The 20502-nt window shown below is 70.5% G+C and carries 18 protein-coding genes and 1 pseudogene; 7 read left to right on the top strand and 12 right to left on the bottom strand.

Annotation, left to right across the window (positions count from 1 at the left end):
• From D7X55_RS16215 to D7X55_RS16195, 5 genes are all read right to left on the bottom strand, one after another.
• Positions 1–4487, bottom strand: a 4487-nt coding sequence (locus tag D7X55_RS16215) for an amino acid adenylation domain-containing protein (protein ID WP_158626376.1), incomplete at its 3' end; no start/stop codon positions are given.
• Positions 4488–4660: 173 nt separating this feature from the next.
• Complete coding sequence (locus D7X55_RS16210) at positions 4661–5539, bottom strand: alpha/beta hydrolase (RefSeq protein WP_233609872.1); 879 nt, start codon at positions 5537–5539, stop codon at positions 4661–4663.
• Positions 5536–7284 carry a DUF885 family protein gene (locus D7X55_RS16205; RefSeq protein WP_120547128.1) on the bottom strand — a complete coding sequence of 583 codons (1749 nt, stop codon included), beginning with the start codon at positions 7282–7284 and terminating at the stop codon, positions 5536–5538. Before D7X55_RS16205 ends, D7X55_RS16210 begins: the two co-directional genes overlap by 4 nt.
• 27 nt (positions 7285–7311) lie before the next feature.
• Positions 7312–7899 (bottom strand): NYN domain-containing protein, encoded by a 588-nt coding sequence (locus D7X55_RS16200; protein ID WP_120547129.1) that lies wholly within the window; start codon positions 7897–7899, stop codon positions 7312–7314.
• A gap of 39 nt (positions 7900–7938) precedes the next feature.
• The gene (locus D7X55_RS16195) at positions 7939–8826 is read right to left on the bottom strand and encodes a LysR family transcriptional regulator (protein ID WP_120547130.1); all 888 of its coding nucleotides are present in this window, start codon (positions 8824–8826) and stop codon (positions 7939–7941) included.
• A 106-nt stretch (positions 8827–8932) separates the two neighbouring features.
• On the opposite strand from D7X55_RS16195, the gene D7X55_RS16190 reads away from it, so the two are divergent.
• Positions 8933–9865 carry an MBL fold metallo-hydrolase gene (locus D7X55_RS16190; RefSeq protein ID WP_120547131.1) on the top strand — a complete coding sequence of 311 codons (933 nt, stop codon included), beginning with the start codon at positions 8933–8935 and terminating at the stop codon, positions 9863–9865.
• On the opposite strand, the gene D7X55_RS16185 is transcribed toward D7X55_RS16190, so the two are convergent.
• A complete protein-coding gene (locus D7X55_RS16185; RefSeq protein ID WP_121723497.1) occupies positions 9798–10811 on the bottom strand; it encodes a GlxA family transcriptional regulator in 1014 nt (337 codons plus the stop codon). The two genes, D7X55_RS16190 and D7X55_RS16185, sit on opposite strands and share 68 nt — an antisense overlap.
• A 117-nt stretch (positions 10812–10928) precedes the next feature.
• On the opposite strand from D7X55_RS16185, the gene D7X55_RS16180 reads away from it, so the two are divergent.
• Positions 10929–11297: a hypothetical protein gene (locus D7X55_RS16180; RefSeq protein WP_121723496.1), complete on the top strand. Its 369-nt coding sequence runs from the start codon at positions 10929–10931 to the stop codon at positions 11295–11297.
• Entirely contained in the window at positions 11294–11596 is a 303-nt protein-coding gene (locus D7X55_RS16175) for a DUF3817 domain-containing protein (protein ID WP_120547134.1), read from the top strand. The genes D7X55_RS16180 and D7X55_RS16175 overlap by 4 nt, the downstream gene beginning before the upstream one ends.
• On the opposite strand, the gene D7X55_RS16170 is transcribed toward D7X55_RS16175, so the two are convergent.
• The 3 genes from D7X55_RS16170 to D7X55_RS16160 all read right to left on the bottom strand — a co-directional run bounded on the left by D7X55_RS16170 (position 11583) and on the right by D7X55_RS16160 (position 14398).
• Positions 11583–11810, bottom strand: a complete 228-nt coding sequence (locus D7X55_RS16170; protein ID WP_121723495.1) for a hypothetical protein — start codon at positions 11808–11810, stop codon at positions 11583–11585. The two genes, D7X55_RS16175 and D7X55_RS16170, sit on opposite strands and share 14 nt — an antisense overlap.
• A gap of 710 nt (positions 11811–12520) precedes the next feature.
• Positions 12521–13903, bottom strand: coding sequence for a hypothetical protein (locus D7X55_RS16165; protein WP_147470118.1), 1383 nt, complete (start codon positions 13901–13903; stop codon positions 12521–12523).
• Positions 13904–13990: 87 nt separating this feature from the next.
• On the bottom strand, positions 13991–14398 hold the full coding sequence (locus D7X55_RS16160) for a MarR family winged helix-turn-helix transcriptional regulator (protein ID WP_120547184.1): 408 nt from the start codon (positions 14396–14398) through the stop codon (positions 13991–13993).
• A 94-nt stretch (positions 14399–14492) separates the two neighbouring features.
• Between D7X55_RS16160 and D7X55_RS16155 the strand changes: the two genes are divergently transcribed.
• Positions 14493–15578 carry an aldo/keto reductase gene (locus D7X55_RS16155; protein ID WP_121723493.1) on the top strand — a complete coding sequence of 362 codons (1086 nt, stop codon included), beginning with the start codon at positions 14493–14495 and terminating at the stop codon, positions 15576–15578.
• Here D7X55_RS16155 and D7X55_RS16150 read toward each other — a convergent pair.
• The gene (locus D7X55_RS16150; RefSeq protein ID WP_121723492.1) at positions 15572–15916 is read right to left on the bottom strand and encodes a LysR substrate-binding domain-containing protein; all 345 of its coding nucleotides are present in this window, start codon (positions 15914–15916) and stop codon (positions 15572–15574) included. The two genes, D7X55_RS16155 and D7X55_RS16150, sit on opposite strands and share 7 nt — an antisense overlap.
• Before the next feature lie 11 nt (positions 15917–15927).
• On the opposite strand from D7X55_RS16150, the gene D7X55_RS16145 reads away from it, so the two are divergent.
• Together D7X55_RS16145 and D7X55_RS44670 are read left to right on the top strand one after the other, a co-directional pair.
• Complete coding sequence (locus D7X55_RS16145; protein ID WP_233609871.1) at positions 15928–16560, top strand: NAD-dependent epimerase/dehydratase family protein; 633 nt, start codon at positions 15928–15930, stop codon at positions 16558–16560.
• Positions 16557–16751 carry a hypothetical protein gene (locus D7X55_RS44670; RefSeq protein ID WP_233609870.1) on the top strand — a complete coding sequence of 65 codons (195 nt, stop codon included), beginning with the start codon at positions 16557–16559 and terminating at the stop codon, positions 16749–16751. The genes D7X55_RS16145 and D7X55_RS44670 overlap by 4 nt, the downstream gene beginning before the upstream one ends.
• A gap of 61 nt (positions 16752–16812) precedes the next feature.
• Here the strand turns inward: D7X55_RS44670 and D7X55_RS16140 are convergent, their stop codons facing one another.
• Together D7X55_RS16140 and D7X55_RS16135 are read right to left on the bottom strand one after the other, a co-directional pair.
• Positions 16813–18360, bottom strand: a complete 1548-nt coding sequence (locus D7X55_RS16140) for a DUF1501 domain-containing protein (protein ID WP_121723499.1) — start codon at positions 18358–18360, stop codon at positions 16813–16815.
• 5 nt (positions 18361–18365) lie between these two features.
• Positions 18366–20048, bottom strand: a complete 1683-nt coding sequence (locus D7X55_RS16135; protein ID WP_120547141.1) for a DUF1800 family protein — start codon at positions 20046–20048, stop codon at positions 18366–18368.
• A 187-nt stretch (positions 20049–20235) separates the two neighbouring features.
• Here D7X55_RS16135 and D7X55_RS16130 point away from each other — a divergent pair.
• A pseudogene (locus D7X55_RS16130) lies at positions 20236–20502 on the top strand (hypothetical protein); the annotation flags it as partial.

Here is a 20502-nt window from a genome sequence, read left to right as displayed (position 1 = left end):
GCCTGCTCGAGGTCGATCCAGTGGCGCTGCCGCTGGAAGGGATACGTGGGAAGGGTGACGCGCTGGCGCTGCTCGTCGGCGTGGAAGGCCCGCCAGTCCAGGGCCACGCCCCGGCGCCACAGCTGGCCCGCGGCGCTCAAGAGGGCGGTCCAGTCCGAGGCATCGCCGGTGGACTCGCCCAGGGAGGCGAACACCCGCGAGCGCTGATCAGCGGTGGCCTGCTGCCGCGCCAGCGTGGCCAGCGTCACGCGCGGGCCCACTTCCAGGAGCAGGTGCTCGCCCTGGTCCCAGAGCGTGCGCAGCGCGGGGGAGAAGCGGACCGTGTCGCGCAGGTGCCGCGCCCAGTACTCGGGCGAAGTCGCCTCGGAGGCCTTCAGCCACGTGCCCGTCGCGGTGGAGACAATGGGGATGCGCGGCTCGGACAGGCGCACGCCCTTCAGCGTCTCCAGGAAGGGCGCCACCGCGGCGTCCATCATCGGCGAGTGGAACGCGTGCGACGTCTGGAGCAGCCGGCACGCGGTGCCCTCCGCCTCCAGCGCGGCCTGGAGCCGCTGCACGGCCTCCGTGGGCCCGGACACCACGCACAGGCGAGGCCCGTTGTCCGACGCGATGGCCAGACCGTCCGTCAACCGGGGCGCCATGGCCTCCGCGGACAGGCGCACCGACAGCATGCTGCCCGGCGCCTGCGCCTGCATCAGCTGGCCGCGCTTCGCCACCAGGTGCAGCGCGTCCTCCAGCGTGAAGACGCCCGCGAGGCACGCGGCGACGAACTCGCCCACGCTGTGGCCCACGAGCGCGCCCGGCCGCACGCCCCAGCTCCACCAGAGCTGCGCGAGCGCGTACTCCACCGTGAACAGCGCGGCTTGCGCGAACGACGTCTGGCGCAGCGCCTCCGCGGCCTCGGGAGACTCCGGGTCCTTCGGGAAGAGCACCTCGCGCAGGTCGCGCCCGAGCAGCGGCTTGAGCACCTCCGCGCACGCATCCACCGTGGCGCGGAACGCCGGCGCGTGGCGGTACAGCCCGTGCGCCATGTCCGGATGCTGCGAGCCCTGGCCCGGGAAGAGGAACGCGACGGGCGGCGTGGACTCCAGGCCGGACGCCTCCGGTTCGGCCGCCGTCAGCGCCCGCACGGCCTCTTCATGCGAGCCCGCCACCACGGCGCGGCGGAACGGGAACGCCTTGCGCCCCGTGGCCAGCGTGTGCGCCACGTCCGCGAGCGAGTCCTCCGGATGCGCCTGGAGGTGCGTGGCCAGCCGCAGCGCCGCCTGCGACAGGGCCGCGGGCGTCTTCGCCGACAGCGTCAGCAGCTGGCGCGGCTTCGAAGGACCGGCCGCCGGACGCTCCGGCGCCTCCTCCACCACCACGTGCGCGTTGGTGCCGCCCACGCCAAACGAGCTCACGCCCGCGCGCAGCGGACCCGTACCCTCCGGCCACGCGGAGCGCCGGGTCTGCACGAAGAAGGGGCTGCGCGGGAAGTCGATTTTAGGGTTGGGCGTCTGGAAGTGCAGCGTCGGCGGCAGCTCGCGGTGCTTCAGGGACAGCACCGTCTTCAACAGGCCCGCCACGCCCGCCGCGGCGGTGAGGTGGCCGAAGTTGCTCTTCACCGAGCCGATGGCGCAGAAGCCCGTGTCGGACGTGTGCGCGCGGAAGGCCTGCGACAGCGCCTCCACCTCGATGGGGTCGCCCAGCGGCGTCGCCGTGCCGTGCGCCTCCACGTAGCGGATGGTGCGCGGGTCGATGCCCGCGTTCGCGTGCGCCGTGGCGATGGCGGTGGCCTGGCCCTCCACGCCCGGCGCCGCGAAGCTCACCTTGGCCGCGCCGTCGTTGTTGATGCCCACGCCGCGCAGCACCGCGTGGATGACGTCGCCGTCCGCCTGTGCGTCCGACAGGCGCTTGAGCACCACCGCGCCCAGGCCGTCGCTGAAGAGGGTGCCGGTGGCCTTCGCGTCGAACGGGCGGCAGTGCCCGTCCTGGGAGAGCATGCCGCCCTCCAGGTACAGGTGGCCGGACTTCTGCGGCACCGTCACGGACGCGCCGCCCGCCAGGGCCACGTCGCACTGGTGCGTCTGGAGCGCCCAGAACGCCTGCGCGACCGCGACCAGCGACGTGGAGCATGCCGTATTGAGCGACAGCGCGGGGCCGCGCAGGTCCAGCTTGTGCGCGACGCGGGTGGCCACGTAGTCCTTCTCGTTGGCCACCATCGCCTGGAAGGCGCCCACCCGGCCCACGATGTCCTGCCGGGGCATCACGTGCAGCGGCCCGTAGCTGTTGTTGTGCGTGCCCGCGAAGACGCCGATGAGGCCGGGGTACGCCTCCGGCACCACGCCCGCGGACTCCAGCGCCTCCCAGGCCGTCTCCAGGAACAGGCGCTGCTGCGGATCCATCACCTGCGCCTCCTTCGGCGTGATGCCGAAGAAGGCCGCGTCGAACAGCTCCACGCCGTCCAGGATGCCGCGCGACCGCACGTACTCGGGGGCGTCGCGCTCGGCGGCGGGCACGGACGCGTCCACCTCCTCGCGCGTGAAGGTGGTGACGGACTCCACGCCGCCCACCAGGTTCTTCCAGAAGGATTCGATGTCGGGAGCGCCCGGGAAGCGGCCCGCCATGCCGATGATGGCCACCGGCTCCGCGCCGCCGCCCGGCTGCTGCCGCTTCGCCTGCCGCGCCTCCACCTGCTGCCGCAGCGACGGGCGGGACGCATCCCCCGTCAGCACCGCCGCCAGCTGCGCCACCGTGGGGGACTGGAACAGCTGGACGATGGGGATCTCCAGCCCGTGCGCCTGCCGCAGCCGCGCCACGCACTGGAGCGCGAGCAGCGAGTTGCCGCCCAGCTCGAAGAAGCTGTCGTGCACACCCACCCGGTCGATGCGGAGCAGCTGCGCCCACGCGTCCGCGAGCGTGCGCTCCAGCGGCGAGCGCGGCGCGACGAACGCCTGTTGCAGCTCCGGCCGCGTGGGCAGCGGGGCGGGCAGTCCGCGGCGATCAATCTTGCCGCTGGGCGTGCGGGGCAGGGCGTCCATCACCACGAACGCGGAGGGCACCATGTAGTCCGGCACCCGCGTGGACAGGTGGCGCCGCAGCGCCCCGGCCGCGTGCTCCAGCTTTCCGTCCGGGACGACGTAGGCGACCAGCCGCTTGTCGCCGGGCACGTCCTCGCGCGCCACCACCGCCACCTGCTTCACCGCCGGGTGGCTGCCCAGCGCGACCTCAATCTCGCCCAATTCGATGCGGTAGCCGCGCACCTTCACCTGGCCGTCGATGCGGCCCAGGAACTCCACGTTGCCGTCCGGCAGCACGCGCGCCAGGTCGCCCGTCTTGTACGCGCGCTCGCCGGCGCCGGGCTTGAGCGGGTGCGGCACGAAGCGCTCCGCCGTCAGCGCTTCACGGTGCAGGTATCCACGCGCCAGACACACGCCCGCGAGGAACAGCTCGCCGGACTCGCCCTGGGGCACGGGCTTCTTCTGCTCGTCCAGCACCAGCAGCTCGCAGCCGTCCACCGCCTTGCCAATGGGCGGCAGCGCGGGCCATGCGTCGGGTGAGCCCGTGAGCACGTAGCTGGAGACGACGTGCGTCTCCGACGGGCCGTAGTGGTTGTGCAGCGCGCAGCCCGGCAGCGCGGAGAAGAACGCGCGCAGGTGGTGCGTCACCTGGAGTTGCTCGCCCGCGGTGACGACTTCGCGAAGACCGGGCGGCACCTTCTGGTGCGAGGTGGCGATCTCGGAAAGGTTCTGCAGCGCGATGAAGGGCAGGAACAGCCGCTCCACGCGCTCGTCCGCCAGGAGCTGCAACAGCAGCACGGCATCCAGCCGCAGCGCGTCCCGCACCAGCACCAGCGTCCCGCCGGAGCACCAGGTGCCGAACAGCTCCTGGAACGACACGTCGAAGGACAGCGGAGAGAACTGGAGCGTGCGCGTGCCCGGCCCCGCGATGGACTGCCCCAGCTGCCACGCGATGAGGTTGGCGAGCGGCCGGTGCCCCATGGCCACGCCCTTGGGCGTGCCCGTGGAGCCGGACGTGTAGATGGCGTAGGCCAGCCCCTCCAGGCTCGACGCGTCCACCGGCGAGGCCGGGGCGTCCGAGGCGAAGAGGGCAGGGGACTCATCCAGGCACAGCACCGGCCCCGCGAAGGCGGGCAGGCCCGCGCGCAGCTTTGCCTGGGTGAGCAGCACCGGCGCCTTCGCGTCCTCCAGCATGAACGCCAGGCGCGGCGCGGGATAGGCCGGGTCCAATGGCAGATACGCGCCGCCGGCCTTGAGCACGGCCAGCACCGCCACCACCATCTCCACCGAGCGCTCCAGGCACACGCCGACGAGCACGTCCGTGGTGACGCCCAGCCCCCGCAGGTGGTGCGCCAGCTGGTTGGAGCGGCGGTCCAGCGCCGCGTACGTCAGCCCCGCGCCCTCGAAGCGGACCGCCTCGGCGTCGGGCGTCCGGGACGCTTGCGCGGTGAAACGCGCCACCACTGTCTGCATGAGCGCTGCGTCCACGGAGCTATCCCCCAGAGGCATCAGACCGTCAGGTTCCGAGCGTTTGAGATTGAAGAGGCTGGAAAAGACGGCGAACCCGGCCGCGCAGCATGCCATGCCTGGATTGGAATGATCGCGTCTGGGTAGATTCCTTACATCTGGCCGACCCCTCGGCCGCTCCCCAACCGCCACATTCAGAGAAAGCGCGAGAAGAACGCCACCACCCTGCGTGGATATTCTTCCGGGGACGCCTGGAGGTAGCTCTCGTGCCCCGCCCCCGGCACGCGCCACTTCTCCCAGGGGCCCTGTCCCTGGCGCAGCAGGTCCTCCAGCGCGGCGTCCGGCACCCACGGATCCGACTCGCCCGCCACCAGGAGGACGGGGCGGCCCGCGAGCGCGGCCATGTGCCGCGCGGGCTGCACGGCGTTCACGTCCACCCCCGCGCGCTTCATCACCCCCAGCGCCGGCCACAGCCCCAGCGGACCCCAGTGGCCCAGCTCGTCCTGGAGCGCCTGCGCGGGCGCCACGGCCGCGGCCTCCACCACCACGGCCTTGAGGCGCGGATCCTCGGCCGCCGCCTTCAGGACCGAATAGCCGCCCAGCGAGAAGCCAAGCGCGCCGATGCGCTTCGCGTCCACCTCCGGCTGGCGCGAGGCGAAGTCCACCGCCGCCCGCACCTGGCCGGCCTCGCGGTCGCCATAGGTGGACACCGTCCCGCCGCTCTCTCCGTGCGCGCCCAGGTCGAAGAGCACCAGCCCGTACCCGGCCTTCGCCAGGAACCGCGCCTCGGGCAGGAGCTGGGTGCGGTTGCCCGACAGCCCATGGACCAGGACGACGAGCGCCCCATCGCGCGGCGGCAGGTACCAGCCCTTGAGCTGCAAGCCCTCCGCGTCCTGGAACGCCACGTCCCGCAGGCCGGTGACCTCCGCGTCCGCCGGAGGACTGCCCACCGGCTGCCGGGGCGGGTGCACCTCCTGGGAGATGTAGCGCGCGCTGCGCACCGCGACCCAGGCGGCCATCGCCAGCAGGGCTACGCCTCCCAGGAGCAGCCCCGCGACGAGCGGACGCTTCACGCGGACTCCCGCGCCACCCACGCGTCCACCTGGGCCTCCAGCACGTCCAGCGGCAGCGAGCCCGTCAGCAGCACCACGTCGTGGAAGGCCTTCACGTCGAAGCGTGCGCCCAGCGCGGCCTCGGCACGGTCACGCAGCGCGCGGATGCGCAGCTGGCCGACCTTGTACGCCAGCGCCTGGCCCGGCCACGCGATGTAGCGGTCCACCTCGTTGGTGATGTCCAGCTCCTGGCGCGGCGCGTTCTCCATGAAGAAGTCCAGCGCCTGCTTCCGCGTCCACCGCTTCGCGTGCAGGCCGGTGTCCACCACCAGCCGCACCGCGCGCCACATCTCGTAGGCCAGCTGCCCGAACTTGTCGTACGGGTCGTCGTACAGGCCCAGCTCATCGCCCAGCGACTCGGCGTAGAGGGCCCAGCCTTCGTCGAAGGCTGCGTAGGACGTGAAGCGGCGGAAGTCCGGCACGTCGGTCTGCTCGGAGGCCAGGGCCAGCGCGAGGTGGTGGCCGGGCATGGCCTCGTGCAGCGTCAGGGGGACCATCTCCCAGACGGGCCGCGTCTCCGGCCGGTAGAGGTTCACCTGGAAGGTGCCCGGGCGCGAGCCGTCCGCGGAGGCCGGGAAGTAGATGGCCGTCGTCACGTCCGGGGCCATGGCCTCCGGGATGGGTTCGACGACGTAGGGCTTCCTGGGCATCGTCCGGAACAGACGCGGCAGCAGCGGATCAATGCGCCGGGCCAGCGTCCGGTAGCGCGCGAGCAGCGCCTCACCCGTGGGCTCGTAGAAGCGCGGCTCCGTGCGCAGCATCTCGAAGAAGGCGGTACGCGTGCCGGTGAAGCCCGTGCGCGCCATGACTCCATCCAGCTCCGCGCGCAGCCGCTGCACCTCCGCGAGCCCCATCGCGTGGATCTCATCCGGCGTCAGCCGCGTCGTCGTGTGCCGGCGCGCGAGCACCGTGTACATCTCCTCGCCGTCCGGGAACTGCCACACGCCCACGGTCTCCGGGGCGGCGGGCAGGTACTCCGTGACGACGAAGTCCAGGGCGCGCTTGAGCGCGGGCACCACGGTGTTCGCGATGGCGTCCCGGCCCGCCTGCGTAAGCCGCCGTACATCCTCCGGCGCGAAGTCCTCCGGCATGCGCTTGAAGGGGCTGTAGAAGCCGCTCTCCGCCGGGTCCTTCACCACCTGCCGCTCCAGCTGCGGCGGGATGCGCTGGAGCACGATGCGCGGGTGGATGCGGTGCTGGCGCATGCCCTCGCGCATCAGCGCCACGATTTGATCCGCGTAGGTGCCGAAGCGCTCCAGCCGCTTCACCCAGTCCTCGTAATCCCGCACCGTCTCGAAGCGCAGGGTGTCCGCCAGCTGGTACGCCGTCTGGAGCCCCGGAGGCATCTTCAGGCCCTCCGGCAGGCACCCCATCTGGTTGAGGGGCAGCAGGTGGGCCTTCACCCCGTACTCTTCAATCCAGGTCTCGTGCATCCGGCGGAAGAGGTCCAGGTGCAGCCGGTCCGCTTCGCTGTCCAGCGCGGCGCGGTCCACGTCCTGGAGCTGGCGCAGCACCGCGTGGCTGTGCTGGTGGTCCGCCTCCAGCCCCGCGAGGCTCAGGTCATCCCATTGATCATTCCAGCGCCTGTCCCCCAGGAGCGACGCGTAGGTGGGGTACTGCTGGAGCGAGTACTGCCACTCCGCGGCCAGCAGGGCATGCAGTGAGGCGGACGCGGCGCCGCGCTGGGGGACGGACTGGGATGACATGACGGACTCCGGGAAGGGAAACCGCGGCTAGACGAACAGCGAAGGATCGAACTCGTCCACGTTGACCGGCAGCAGCCGGGGCAGGGGGCGCTGGAAGACCCGGGCGTTGAGCTCCAGGTCGACGACCTTCAGGCCCATGGGGGTGAGCTCGCGGAACTTCTGGCTCACGTACTCACGCAGGCCCAGCACCGCGACCTGGCGCTTCTCTTCAAGCAGGGGCTTGAGGGCCTCCGCGAAGTCCGCGCCGTCGTGGCTGGCCAGGCCCACCGCCGCCTGCGGGCGCTGGGTGCGGATGTTCTCCAGCAGCTTGAGGATGCCCAGGTCCACGACCTTCTGATCCGGACGGCCGTGCAGGAGCGCGACCTCACAGCCCGCGGACTTCAGCGCGCGCACGAAGCCAATCATCGCGTCCGGCAGCTGCTCGCCGCGCGAGTTGAGCACCACCACGCAGCGTACGGGCTTGGGGAAGTACGTGTCGCAGAAGGCCACGAGCCGGTCGAACTGCACCCGGTCCTGGGGCTCGGGCTTGCGCCCGACGATGTTGGAGACGGCCCAATCGACGTTCTCGGCGTCAATGAGGACGTAGGATGCGGCGGCGGGACGGACGGATTGCATGGCGGGGACAATACGCGGGCTGGCACCCGTTGTGGGTTTTCATCGACCCAGGCGAATTCGTTGGAACTCCTCCTGCAACAGCTCGGACACGCGCCGGACGCGGGGGATGTCCAGGGCGGACTTCGCGCACACCAGGTGCGTCTGGCTCCGGGAGAAGGGGCCCAGGTCCAGGTCCAGGGGCACCAGCTGCGTGGGGCGCGTGAAGCGGTGGTTCAGGCGCGCCATCACCATGGCCCCCAGCCCGGCCTCCGCCGCCGCGAGCATCACCAGGTAGTTGTCCGCCGTGAAGGACGGGGCGAAGCCGGGGATCATCGACTCCAGCTGGGGGTTGGGTGGGACGGCCTCGAAGGGAGGCGCCCAGGCCACCCAGGGCAGCTGCTGGAGGGTGGCCTTCTTCGGCAGGCGGGCCTTGAGGGCCTTGGAGACGAAGACGGCGTTGGGGACCTCCAGCGTGTCCACGAGCTTCAAGTCCGCGCCCGTGGGAGGCCGGCCGCGAAGCGCGAGGTCCGCTTCGCCGCGCGCCAGGTCGAGGTATTGAATCTGTGACTGCACCTCCAGGCGCAGGCCCGGGTGCTTCTGGGCGACGAAGGCGGCGAAGGGGGCCACGAAGTCGAAGCTCATGAAGGGCGTGGCCGTCACGCGCACGATGCCCCGGGGTGAGCTGTCCGCGGACTCGGCCGCGCGGTGCAGCTCGCCGGCCCACTCCGCCATCTTCTTCGCGGGGACGAGCAATCGCTCACCGGCCACCGTGAGCGCCGCGCCATCCACGCTGCGGCGGAACAGCGCCGCGCCCACCGCGTACTCCAGCGCGGCCAGCCGCCGGCTCACGGTGGGCTGTCCGATGCGCAGCCGCCGCGCGGCCCCGCTGAAGCTGCCCGTCTCCGCGATGGCGAGGAACAGCCGGGCGTCATCCCAGGAGATATCCATGAGTGGATGGCATCATGCCGTTTTCGCGGATTTCCATCCACCGAGGCATGGCGCATCTTGCCGCCTGTCCCGAACGCCCGGTGCCTCGCGCCGGAAGGAGTCCGCCATGAAGTCCGCCCTGCTAGCGCTCAGCCTCGCCGTCGCCGGTGTCACCACCGGCTGCGCCACGTCGTCCCATGCCGTGCAGAAGTCCGCGCTGGGGGTGACGCGACCGGCGGACGCGCTGCTCGCGGAGCTGGACGTGCCCGGGCCGGTGGAGCTGGAGACCGTCACCTCGTGCGACTGGGCGGTGGACCGCGGCGGCCTCATCAACCTGGACCACCCCACGGCGAAGGCGGCGCATCTGGAGGACGGGGATGAGCCGGTGCAGGTCTTCTTCCACGCGCTGCGCCACCCGGCGAAGGGGCTGTTCATCGTGGACACGGGCGTGGAGACGGCGCTGCGGGACGCGCCGGACCGCTCGGCGCTGGGCGGCATCATCACGAGCGCGATGCACATGGAGAAGATGAAGGTGCTGGCGCCGCTGGGCGAGTGGCTGGCGAAGCAGCCGCAGCCGCTGTCCGGCGTCTTCCTCACGCACCTGCATCCGGACCACATCAGCGGCATGGCGGACGCACCGGCGGGGACTCCCGTGTACACGGGCCCGGGTGAGACGGGCAGCCGCGCCTTCGTGAACCTGGTGGTGCAGGGCGCCACGGACCGCGCGCTGGCGGGCAAGCCGCCGCTGTCGGAGTGGAACTACACGGCGGATCCGAAGGGCCTCTTCGACGGCGCGGTGGACGTCTTCGGGGACGGCTCCGTGTGGGCGCTCTGGGTGCCGGGGCACACGCCGGGCAGCACGGCGTACCTGGTGCGCTCCACGAAGGGACCGGTGCTGCTGTTGGGGGACGCCAGCCACACGCGCTGGGGCTGGGAGCACGACGTGGAGCCGGGCTCCTTCACGCAGGACGGGCCGCGCGGCGTGGAGAGCTTCAAGAAGCTGCGCGCGTTCGTCGCGGCGCACCCGGAGGTGGAGGTGCGCTTCGGCCACCAGCACTGAGGCGCTGGCCTCCCCGGAACGCGCGGCGGTAGGCGAGGGGACTGGTGGTGACGAAGCGCTGGAAGTGTTCGCGGAAGGTGGTGGGCGAGCCGAACCCCACGGCCTCCGCGACGGCCTCCACGGACCGGCCGGTGGTCTCCAGCAGGTGCTGGGCGCGGCGCACGCGGGCGCGCAGGAGCCACTGGAGGGGCGTGGTGCCGGTCTGTTCGCGGAAGCGGCGGCTCAGGGTGCGCTCACTCATCGCCGCCTTCCGGGCCAGGGCCTGGAGCGTGAGTGGACGGTGCAGGTGGTCCTCCATCCAGCGCAGGAGCGGCTCCAGCGAAGCGCCCTCCGGTGAAGGAGGAGCGTGGGCGATGAACTGGGACTGGCCGCCGTCGCGCTCCAGGGGCATCACGGCCATCCGCGCCGCGTCCGCCGCCACCGATGCGCCGTAGTCCATCCGCACCAGGTGCAGGCACAGGTCGAGCCCCGCCGCCGCGCCCGCGGAGGTGAGCAGCTGGCCGTTGTCGACGTAGAGCACGTCCGGGTCCACGTGGATGGCGGGGTGGCGCCGGGCCAGCTCCTCGGCGGCCAGCCAGTGCGTGGTGGCGCGCTGTCCGTCGAGCAGTCCGGTCGCGGCCAGGATGAAGGCGCCGGAGCAGATGGACGCGATGCGCGTGCCCCGGCGGGCCGCCGCTCGGAGCGCCTTGAGGAGCCGGGGAGGCACGGGCACGGAGACGTCCGAGGTGCCCGGCAGGACGATGGTGTCCGCGCGAGCCAGCGCGCCCAGGCCGTGGTGGGGCTTCACGCGGAAGGCGCCCGCGTGGACCTCCGGCGTCACGCCGCAGACGCGGACCTCGTAGCCCGCGCTGCCGTCCGGCAGACGCACGCGGCCGAAGACCTCGGTGGGGATGGACAGGTCGAAGGGCACCACTCCATCCAGCGCGACGATGGCCACGGTGTGCATGGCGGGAAGATGCCAGGACCGGGGTGTTCCCGCCAGATGGGCCCGTTGGCGGGAAGTCGTCGAAAGATGGCGTTTCCGCCACTCACGGAGAGGCAAGGGGCGTGGCATACGGGCGGGGTGTTGATCTACCGCTTGCTGCTCCTGCTGAAGTTCGTGGGCGTGGTTCTCTTCGGGGGAGGGCTGATTGCGGCGCTGGTCGCCACGACGTCGCGCGAACGCAAGCGCGCGGTGCACGGCGTCGCGTCATTGGGGCTGGTGGTGACGTGGACGGCGGGCTACCTGCTGACGCTCCAGCTCAACGTCGCGCTGACGGAGCCATGGATATTGGGTGGCCTGTCGCTGTCGCTGGTGTCGCAGCTGACGCTGGTGGCCATGGCGACGCACGAGCGGCGCACGGTGGCGGGAGTGCTGCTGGCGGCCGTGCCGTTCTTCTGCGTCCTGGTGTTGATGATCTTCCGGCCGCGCTGGCCCGGGGTGGACCCATGAGTGCGTTGAGGCAGCTGAGGTGGGTGGCCTTCCTGGAGGGGATGTCCTTCCTGGGGCTGCTCTTCATCGCGATGCCGGTGAAGTACCTGCTGGACCAGCCCCTGGCGGTGCGAATCACCGGCGCGGTCCACGGACTGCTGTTCCTGCTCTTCGTGTCGTCGCTGTTCCGCGCGGCTTCGGAGCACGACTGGCCGGTGCGCCGTTCGCTCGCGGCGTTCGGAGCGTCCCTGGTCCCATTCGGGACCTTCGTGCTGGACCGCGCGCTGCGGCGGGAGGAGCAGGAACTCACTTCGGAGTGAGCTTCAGTCGCATGTCGACAGCGCCCTGCCGCGCTTTCTGCACGGCGATCAACCAGTCTGCCCAGACAGCAGGGTCCGCGGGGGTGCCGTCATCGAGCAGGGACATGCTGCCCAGCAGGCCACCCAGCTCGTCCGAAGGGGACACGCTGTGTAGCGCCTGGAGGTACTCGTACATCGCCGCATAGGCCTCTTGAATCGTGAGCACGTCTTTCATCGTGGCCTCAGGAACAGCGCAGGCATCCTGTCACCGAGCCACTCTGTCCCACGTCTCATTGACTCAAGCATCGCCTGCTCTCGAATCAATCGAAATAGACCAATGTGTCTCGGCTGCTGGTTTGCTTGCGGCGAGACGGGGCGGAATTGGTCTCGGAATTGCGCTAGTCTCTGTTCATGCAGTGGTAGGCGATTGAGCTGGCGGTTTTAGGCTCCCCGGGGGAAATCCAATAGGGGCTTCGTTCTGTCTCTCGAATGCACCTCGTGATGCGCTGCTTCTCACTGTGGTCTAGGTAGCAAGATGTTGCGTAGAGGAGGGCAACAACCAGTGCGGCTCCAGTCATCGTGTGCCTTTCTTTGCGCCACCATCCCGCTTCTTGTGAAGGGTTGGGATCGCCAGCGAGACGCTTGGAGTAATAGATGGCTGTGATAAGCGCGAGGTAGATAAGGGCTTGAAATCCGAGGCCGCCAAACCCAGCAACCAAGATGCGTGCGAACCAGTTCTTCTCAGTTGATGTGGCAATGACTGTGATGGAGCCCACGATGCCAGGGAGGGCATAGACTAGGTTTTCTCGCCATGTGTCAGGTATGGCTTCTTGTGTGAACTCTGCGGGATCGGTTGGGCCGGGTGATGAGTTCATTGGGTTGGAATTGTGGCGCTGGTCGCAGTCATCTGGAATCTGAACGAGACTTTCCTGCTCCCGGAATGCACTACCGAAGCCGGAACGAACCCTCGGCGATGATCAGCAGCTCCACGCCGGGGGTGGCCTTGGCTCCGAAGGCCGTCAGGGTGGCCGTGGCGCCGCCTCGCACTGTGGCGTCATACGTGGTGAAGGCGCTGACCACCGCGTCCGCGAGCACCGTGGCGGAGGCCTTTCCGGACTGCTCCAGCACCGAGCCCAGCGTGGACTCCAGCGCCGCGCCCGCCTGCGCGCCCGCGTGCACCGCGGAGTCGAAGGCGAGCTGGTTGCTGCTCGTCACGCCCAGTTGCGCGCCCATCACGGACGCGTTGCCGCTGGTGGCGAGCTGGGCGTTGTAGGACGTCCAGGCGCTCGCGGCGGCGCTGGCCGACGTGGCTCCGGACAGGCTCGCTCGCAGCGACGTGGCGGCGGTGTTCGCCTGGGCCACCACCGTGTCCGCGGCGCCGGCACCCTGGAGCAGGGCCTTCACGGCGGCCTCGGTGGCTCGGGCCTCCAGTGACGCAGCGGCCCGGACGGACGCGTCCGCGACCGCCATCCCCGCTCCGCCGGACAGCCGTGCCTCCACCGCCATGCGGTAGGACACGCTGGCCTCGCGCTCCGCCTGCTGGTCCTGGGTGTCGCTCACGTCGGGCGTGGCCGCGCGCACCGCCGCGAAGAACGTGTCGTAGGCGCTCGCCGCGGACGCACCGCCGGCATCCAGCGCCGCGTCCAACTGCGCGGATGCGTCCAGCGACGCGCTGAAGAGCTGCTCCTGCGTGACGACCACGCCGGACCTGGCGTACGCCTTGATCCGCGTGGCCTGCGCCGCCCTCACCGCCGCGGCGAGCGCCTCCACGGACTCCGTCGCCGTCTCCTTGAGCTGACCGCGCACCGCCACCGCCTGCTCCGCGTTCAACCGCGCGCGCAGGTCCACCGTGTCCACGCCGCCCGGCACCTCCCCGTCCCGCACCATCTGGACGAAGACCTCCGCCTCCAGCGAGGACTCACTGGTGATGGGCGGCGCCGTACGCGCGTCCTGTCCGGACCGGGGCTCCGTGGAGTCCAGCAGCGCGGAGCCCACCGTGGCGCCGTTCTTGTTCACCGCCTCGATGATCAGCCGCTGCCCCGCGTCGTCCAGCTCCAGCGTGTAGCTGCCATCCGCCGCGACGTCCGCCTCCGCCAGCGTCGTCAGGTCACCGGACGTCACCACGCGGCTGATCCGCACCGTGGTCGCAGCGGAGGCCGTTCCATCCCCGGCCAGCGCGGGCGCTCCGTCCGTCAGCCCCTGCGACTGCTGCCCGCTTCCATTGGTGATGTGCCCATGGACCGTCACCTTCTCGCCACCGCCGCACGCGGCCAGCAGCCAGCACACCAGTGCACCCAGAACCACTTCACCCGCGCGACGCGTCTGCATTGATGGGGGACCCCCGGGCCGGGCAGGAACGCCTCGGCGTCATGCCCGGAATCAAGCACCAGGGAATCAGCCGGATTCAAGCCACTGTCAGCTCATCTTCTCCAGCAGGCTCCGCAGCTCCGCCTGCTCGGCGGCGCTCAGGCGGCCGAGCCGCGCGCCGAACGCCTCCGACAGCAGCGCCAGGCCCCGCGCCGTCACCTTGCGCCCGGCCGGAGTCACCTGCAGCCGGTGCCTGCGCAGGTCCTCCGCGTCGATCTCCCGGCGCAGGAAGCCCGCCGCCTCCAGCCGCTTCACGTACACCGTGATGGTCGGCTTCGGCATGCTCAGCGTCACCGCCAGCTCGGCCGGGTAGGGGTGCTCCTCTACCTGCGACAGGACGAACAGCTCCTTCGTGTCCAGCCCCAGCTCCGAGATGTCGGGCGAGACCCCCGCGATGACCGACATCAGCAGGTTGTAGTTCAGCGACCAGATCTTCGCCGGGTCGATCTTCGACATGAGCACTTGCGCGGAAAATGGTACAAAATTAAATCAGTTCAAGGCTGAACCAACTCGGCCTCCCGAAAACCGTAACACATCCCCTGGAGATCCCATGCCTCTGGACCACTACGTGACACTCGGCCGCTCCGGCCTTCGCGTGAGCCCGCTGTGCCTCGGTGCGATGACGTTCGGCGAAGACCTCGGCTGGGGCACCAGCGTGGAGGAGTCCGAGCGGATCATCGACCGGTTCATCGAACTGGGCGGCAACTTCATCGACACCGCGAATTTCTACACGAAGAGCCATTCCGAGAAGATCATCGGCGACCACGTCGGCCGGCATGCGGCCAGGCGCGACCGCCTGGTCATCGCGACGAAGTTCAGCGGGAATCTCTACCCGGGGGACCCGAACGGCGGCGGCTCCGGGCGCAAGTCCATCATCTCGGCGTGCGAGAACTCGCTCCGCCGCCTGCAGACGGACTACATCGACCTGTACTGGCTGCATAACTGGGACAAGCACACGCCCATCGACGAGACGATGGCCGCGCTCGAGGACCTGGTCCGGGCCGGCAAGGTCCGCAACCTGGGCGTCTCCGACACGCCGGCGTGGAAGGTCGTCGAGGCCAACGTCACCGCGCGCTTCCGGGGCTGGTCCGCCTTCATCGGGTTGCAGATTGAGTACTCGCTGCTGGAGCGCAGCGTGGAGCAGGAGCTGGTCCCCATGGCCTTGGAGCACGGGCTGGGCATCACGCCCTGGTCCCCGCTCAAGAGCGGCGCGCTCAGCGGCAAGTACACCCGCAAGAACGCGGGCCAGCTGAAGGGAGACCGGGGCGCCTTCATCGAGTCCTTCCTGAACGAGAAGACCTACACCGTCGTCGACGCGCTGGAGGCCATCGCCCGCGCGCATGAGAGCACCCCGGCGCGCGTGGCGCTGGCGTGGGTCATGGCGAAGCCGGGCGTGGGCTCCACCATCATCGGCGCGCGTCGCATCGCGCAGCTCGAGGACAACGTGAAGGCCGCCGACGTGAAGCTCACCGCCGAGGAGATCGGCCGCCTGGATGAGCTCACGAAGCCCACGTTCGGCTTCCCGCAGAGCATGGAGCCGATGTTCCCCTCCATCCACAACGGCGGGACGACGGTGAACGGCACCGGGATGCCGGCCTCCGCCTTCGGTGTGCAGAAGGGCGACAAGGTCTACTGACCGGCGTCAGCGACGGGGCCGGGGCTTTGTGCCCGGCCTCGCCTCCTCGCGAGCGAACGCCTCCGCCACGAAGTCCACGAACACGCGGACGCGGGGCGACAGGTGCCGGCGCTCCGGGTAGACGACGAACACGTCGGGCCCCGGAGAGCGCGGGATTCACCCAGCCGCCGCCGGACGAGCCGCGCGTCCGAGCTCTCCCCCATGCGCAGCCCCACGTCCACGCGCTCCTCCACCAGGTCGATGAAGCGGTCCGTGAGCCCCAGCGCGCACTGGATCCGCGGGTACGCGGAGAGGAACGCCGGCAGCTTCGGCACCAGCCAGTGCCGGCCCAGGTCCATGGGCGCGGTTGATGGCGGCGGGGCACCAGGTGGTGGGCACCGCGCGGACGCAGGACAAGGCGCGGGCGCTGGAGGCGCGCGGCATCCAGGCCACGGTCGCGTCGTTCGACGACCTGGACGTGCTCGCGCGGCTGGCGAAGGAGTCCGACGCCGTCATCAACGGGGCGTCCGCGGACGAGCGCAAGGTGGTGGAGGCGCTGCTCGCCGCGCTGAAGGGCTCCGGCAAGCACTTCATCCACACCAGCGGCTCCAGCATCGTCGCCACCGGCGCGGGCGGAGAGCTGACCCAGGGCGTGCACGACGAGGACACCCCCATCGAGCCCGTCCCTGAGAAGGTGGCGCGCATCTCCCTGGACAAGGCGGTGCTGGACGCCGCGAAGGACGGCATCCACACGAACGTCATCTGCCCCTGCCTCATCTACGGCAAGGGGCTGGGGCTGAACCCGGACAGCGTGCAGCTGCCGCCGCTCATCCAGTACGCGCGGGAGACGGGCACGGCGCGCTACATCGGCAAGGGGGAGAACGTCTGGTCCAACGTGCACATCGAGGACCTGGCGGACCTGTACCTTTTGGTCTGGAGCGCGCGCCGGCCGGGACGTTCTATTTCGCGGAGAACGGCGAGGCGAACTTCCGCGACGCCGTGACGGCCATTGGCAAGAGCCTCCACCTGCCCGTGGGCAGCATGCCGCTGGCGGAAGGGGAGAAGCGCTGGGGCGTGGAGCTGGGGCGCCTGGCGCTCGCGTCCAACAGCCGTATCCGCGCGAAGCGGGCCCGCGCGCTGGGCTGGAAGCCGCACCGGCCCTCCGTGTTCGACGTGCTCGCGGAACTCAAGTAGCCGGTCGCGCGAAACGGCCGCGAGCACCGTGGGCTCGCGGCCTGCTCCAATCACGCGGGCATCAGTCCGCCAGCATGAAGCCGACCTTGTACTTGCGTGCCTGCGCCGGGAAGCCGCGCGCCACCGCGTCCGCCACGTAGCCGGCGAGGTTGGGGAACACGTAGTCGCGCTCGGCGGCGGTGTTCAGCCCCAGCCACGAGGCCAGCGTCCAGCCGTACTGCTCCACCGTGAGCGTGGGAATCCAGCGGCCGCGCTCATCCGTGGAGCCGTCCAGCGAGCCCGCCAGGTCCAGGCTGGGGAAGGTGCCGTAGAGCGCCTTGCCCGCCACGCGGTTGCCCAGGACGATGGCGTGGCCTCCCCACGCGTGGTCCGTGCCGCTGTCGCCGTTCTCCAGGAGCGTCCGGTTGAAGTCGCTCATGGTGAAGAGCGTCGCCTGCGGCGCGTTGGAGCCGAAGGCGGTCTGCGTCTCCAGCAGCGTCACCGACTTCTGGAAGGCGTCCAGGGCGAAGTCCAGCTGCTCCAGGAGCTTCGGCTGGTCCACGTCCTCGTTCTGGTGCGTGTCGAAGGAGCCGAAGCCCACGGAGAACACCTGCCGCTTGAGGCCCAGGCCCGCCTTGCTCACCGGCATGGCGCCCGCCACCAGGTCGCGCACCACCTGGTAGAGCTGCGTGTGCAGCGTCCACTTCGCGGTGTCCTCCGGCGGCAGCGTGGGCACGAAGTAGCCCTCGATGGTGTCTCGCGTGGCCTGGGGCAGCTGGGCCCAGGCGGCGTCGCGTGCTGCGGCGCGAGCGGCGGAGAAGGTCTGCGCCGTGGTGAACACGCCCGCGTAGGCCGTCTCCAGCACGTTGCCGTCCTGCTCCGCCATCACGTCCGCCAGCGCCGCCTGCTGGAGCAGGTCGAAGTCCGACGGCGGGGTGCCGACGGTGCGGAACGCGAGCGTGCCGTCCGGGGCCACCATCATGGGCTTGCGCTCCATGCCCGCGCAGAAGCGCGCCTTGCCGCCGAACGAAGTCACCTCCGGGTAGTCCGGGGGCGTGCTCGTGTTGAGCACGTGGAGCCTGTCCGCCGCGCGGCCACCCCAGCCCGTCACCTTGATGTCGGACGTGACGGTGCTGGAGCCGGGATTGGCCAGCGCGCTCGACCAGGCGTCCTGCTGGTCGCTGTGGGAGAAGAGGTTCTCCGGCACGGAGGTGCCGCCGGCCAGGTAGTCCGCCTTGGTCAGCGGAAGCACCAGCGGGCCCACGTTGCACACGAACGCGGCGCGGCCCGCCTCGAAGTGCGCGCGCAGCCTCGACAGCGTCTTGGGCATGGCGAACGAACCCGCGGGCAGGTCCGTGGGGTTGATCAAATCCAGCTGGTCCGCCTTCAGGCCCACGGTGGGCCGCGCGGCCAGGTACTGCGCGTAGGCGTTGGTGTCCCGGGGGACGAGGATGTTGTTGCTGTCATTGCCTCCCAGGAGGAAGACGCAGACGGCGACGCGGCTGCCGGAGTAGCCGTTGAGCGTGGCGGCGTGGGCGTTGCCCACCCAGCGGGGGAGGGCGGCCGCGGCGGCCAGGAAGCCCAGGCCCTGCGTGGCGCGCCGGAGGAACTGGCGACGGGTCGTGGTCATGGGGCTCACCGCTGGATCTGGAAGGAGGGAGAGAGGAACGTCAGGTAGAGCGCCAGCTTCTTCTTGCGGATGGCCGTGTTCGCGCGGCTGTCACCCATGGCCGTCAGCAGCTTCTGCTCCAGCCCCGGCGCCAGCGTGCCGTGCAGCCAGTAGCGGCCCAGGTACGCGACCAGGTCCGCGTTCGCGGAAGGCAGCAGGTCGTAGTCCACGGTGATGCCCGCGTTGGTGGCGGCGCTGGTGTAGAGGAACTCGTGGAGGAAGTTGGCGCGGGCCGTGATGGTGGCCGTGTCCAGGATGCCGAACTCCGGCCCCACCAGTCCGTCCACGCCCGGCAGCGGCGCGTTGGGCGGGTAGTAGCTGAACACGGAGGGCGCGCGCGGCACCCACTGGTTCATCGACTTGCTCCAGTTGCTGAGCTTCAGCCCCGGGTCCTTCGTCGCAGTGTCCAGCGTGGGATCCAACCAGCGGACGACGTTCGTGACGAACAGCGCCGGCGAGCGCAGGTGACCGAAGCCGGAACGCAGCGACAGGGGCGGCTGGGCGCCGCGCGCCTCCGAGTCCTCCAGGATGGCGCGCACCACGGCCTGCAGGTTGCCTCTCGCCCCGGTGCCGTCGTTCTTGAAGACGTTGGCCACACGCCGGACGTAGCCGGGCGTCGGGTTGCTGGTGACCAGGTGCTGGATGAGCTGCTTGCTGATGAAGGGCGGGACGTTGGGGTCGTTGAAGACGTTGTTCAGCGCCTGCGTCAGGTGCGTGTTGATGTTCCCGCCCGCCGCGGTGAAGACGCCCCGCAGCAGCTCCTGCCGGGTGGTGTCGTGGTTGTCGTTGCAGGCCATCAGCGGGTTCTTGTAGTCGGGCGTGTTGATGGCGGCGCCCCTGGCCGGGCACGCGGCGGCGTTCCACGTCCAGCCGGACAGGGCGTGCGCGAAGGCCTTCACCTGCTCCTCGCTGTACGCGCGCTGCCGGTGGCCGTCCGCGTCCAGCAGCGGGGTGCCGTCGATGTTCAGCTTGTCCGTGCCCAGCGTGAAGAGCTGGAGCATCTCCCGCGCGTAGTTCTCGTTCGGGTCAATGGGGTTGCCCTTCGAGTCGAAGGCGCGGTTGTTCGCCATGTCCAGGTAGCGGCCCATGGCGGGGTTCTTCGTCACGGCCTCCAGCAGCTCGCGGAAGTCGCCGAAGGCGTACTGCGACAGCAGGTTCATGTACCCCGCGAGCGCCACCTTCGAGTCCACGTACGGCGTCCTCGCGGAGTCCGGGATGCCGTTCATGGAGACGACGAAGATCTGGCTGAGCGCGAACGCCACCCGCTGGCGCAGCTGATCCTCGCCCGTCACCGCGCGCAGGAAGAACTGCGAGCCCAGGTCCTGCGCGCTCTCGCCGTCGTACGGCGTGGCGGGCTGGAGCGCGAACTGCTCCGTGAGCGACTGGGGGATGCCCACCGCCATCACGTGCTCCACCGTCCCCACCGGCGCGGGGGCGACGCCGCGCGCCAGCCTGGGACCGAAGGAGGACTGCTCCAGGAAGCGGATGCTGTTCGCTTCGCCCGGCGTCTCCGGGGTGTCGGCGGCCTGTTCGGCCCGGCCCAGGACTTCCTGTTGGTCGGGAGGAGGGGACTCTGTTGCGGAAGGCCCTTCGGCCTGTGTGCAGGACGTAGCGCACAGGACGAGGGCCAGGGTGGTGCGACGAAGCATCCGGTACCTCATGGTGACTGCGGGGGTGGTCGGCCCCGGAACGCCAGGGCCGCGACGTCGCAAAAGATTCTAGGTGATAGGTAATTCGATTAAACGGGCTTTGCCGGTAGTGCAGGAATCATGGGACGCCGGAGGTTTTTCGCGCGACGCCGGGGCCCTGGAGTCCAGGTGGTGTAGAGAGGACCGGGTGAGTCGTCCCCCGGTCCCCTCGCGCCCCGTCGCCACGGCCGCCTTCCAGGGCGTGACGCTGCTCTTCTTCACGGGCTGCGCCGCGTGGCTCGTGCGCGAGTCGCGCGAGCTGGGCGGCCGTCCCGGGATGATGGCGCTGGGCGTGGCGGTGGCCTCGGGCGGGCTGGCGCTGGTGGCGCTGGGCGCGCTCGTGGGGCTCTTGCGAAGCGGGCGGCTGCTGGCGCTGCGCTCGCGCGCGGAGATGGGCACCTACGCGCTGGTGCTC

The sequence above is a fragment of the Corallococcus sp. AB049A genome, from assembly GCF_003668885.1.
Classification (GTDB): Bacteria; Myxococcota; Myxococcia; order Myxococcales; family Myxococcaceae; genus Corallococcus; species Corallococcus interemptor.
Note: the sequence above shows the minus strand (reverse complement) of the source record. Positions and strands in the feature narration are given on the sequence as shown.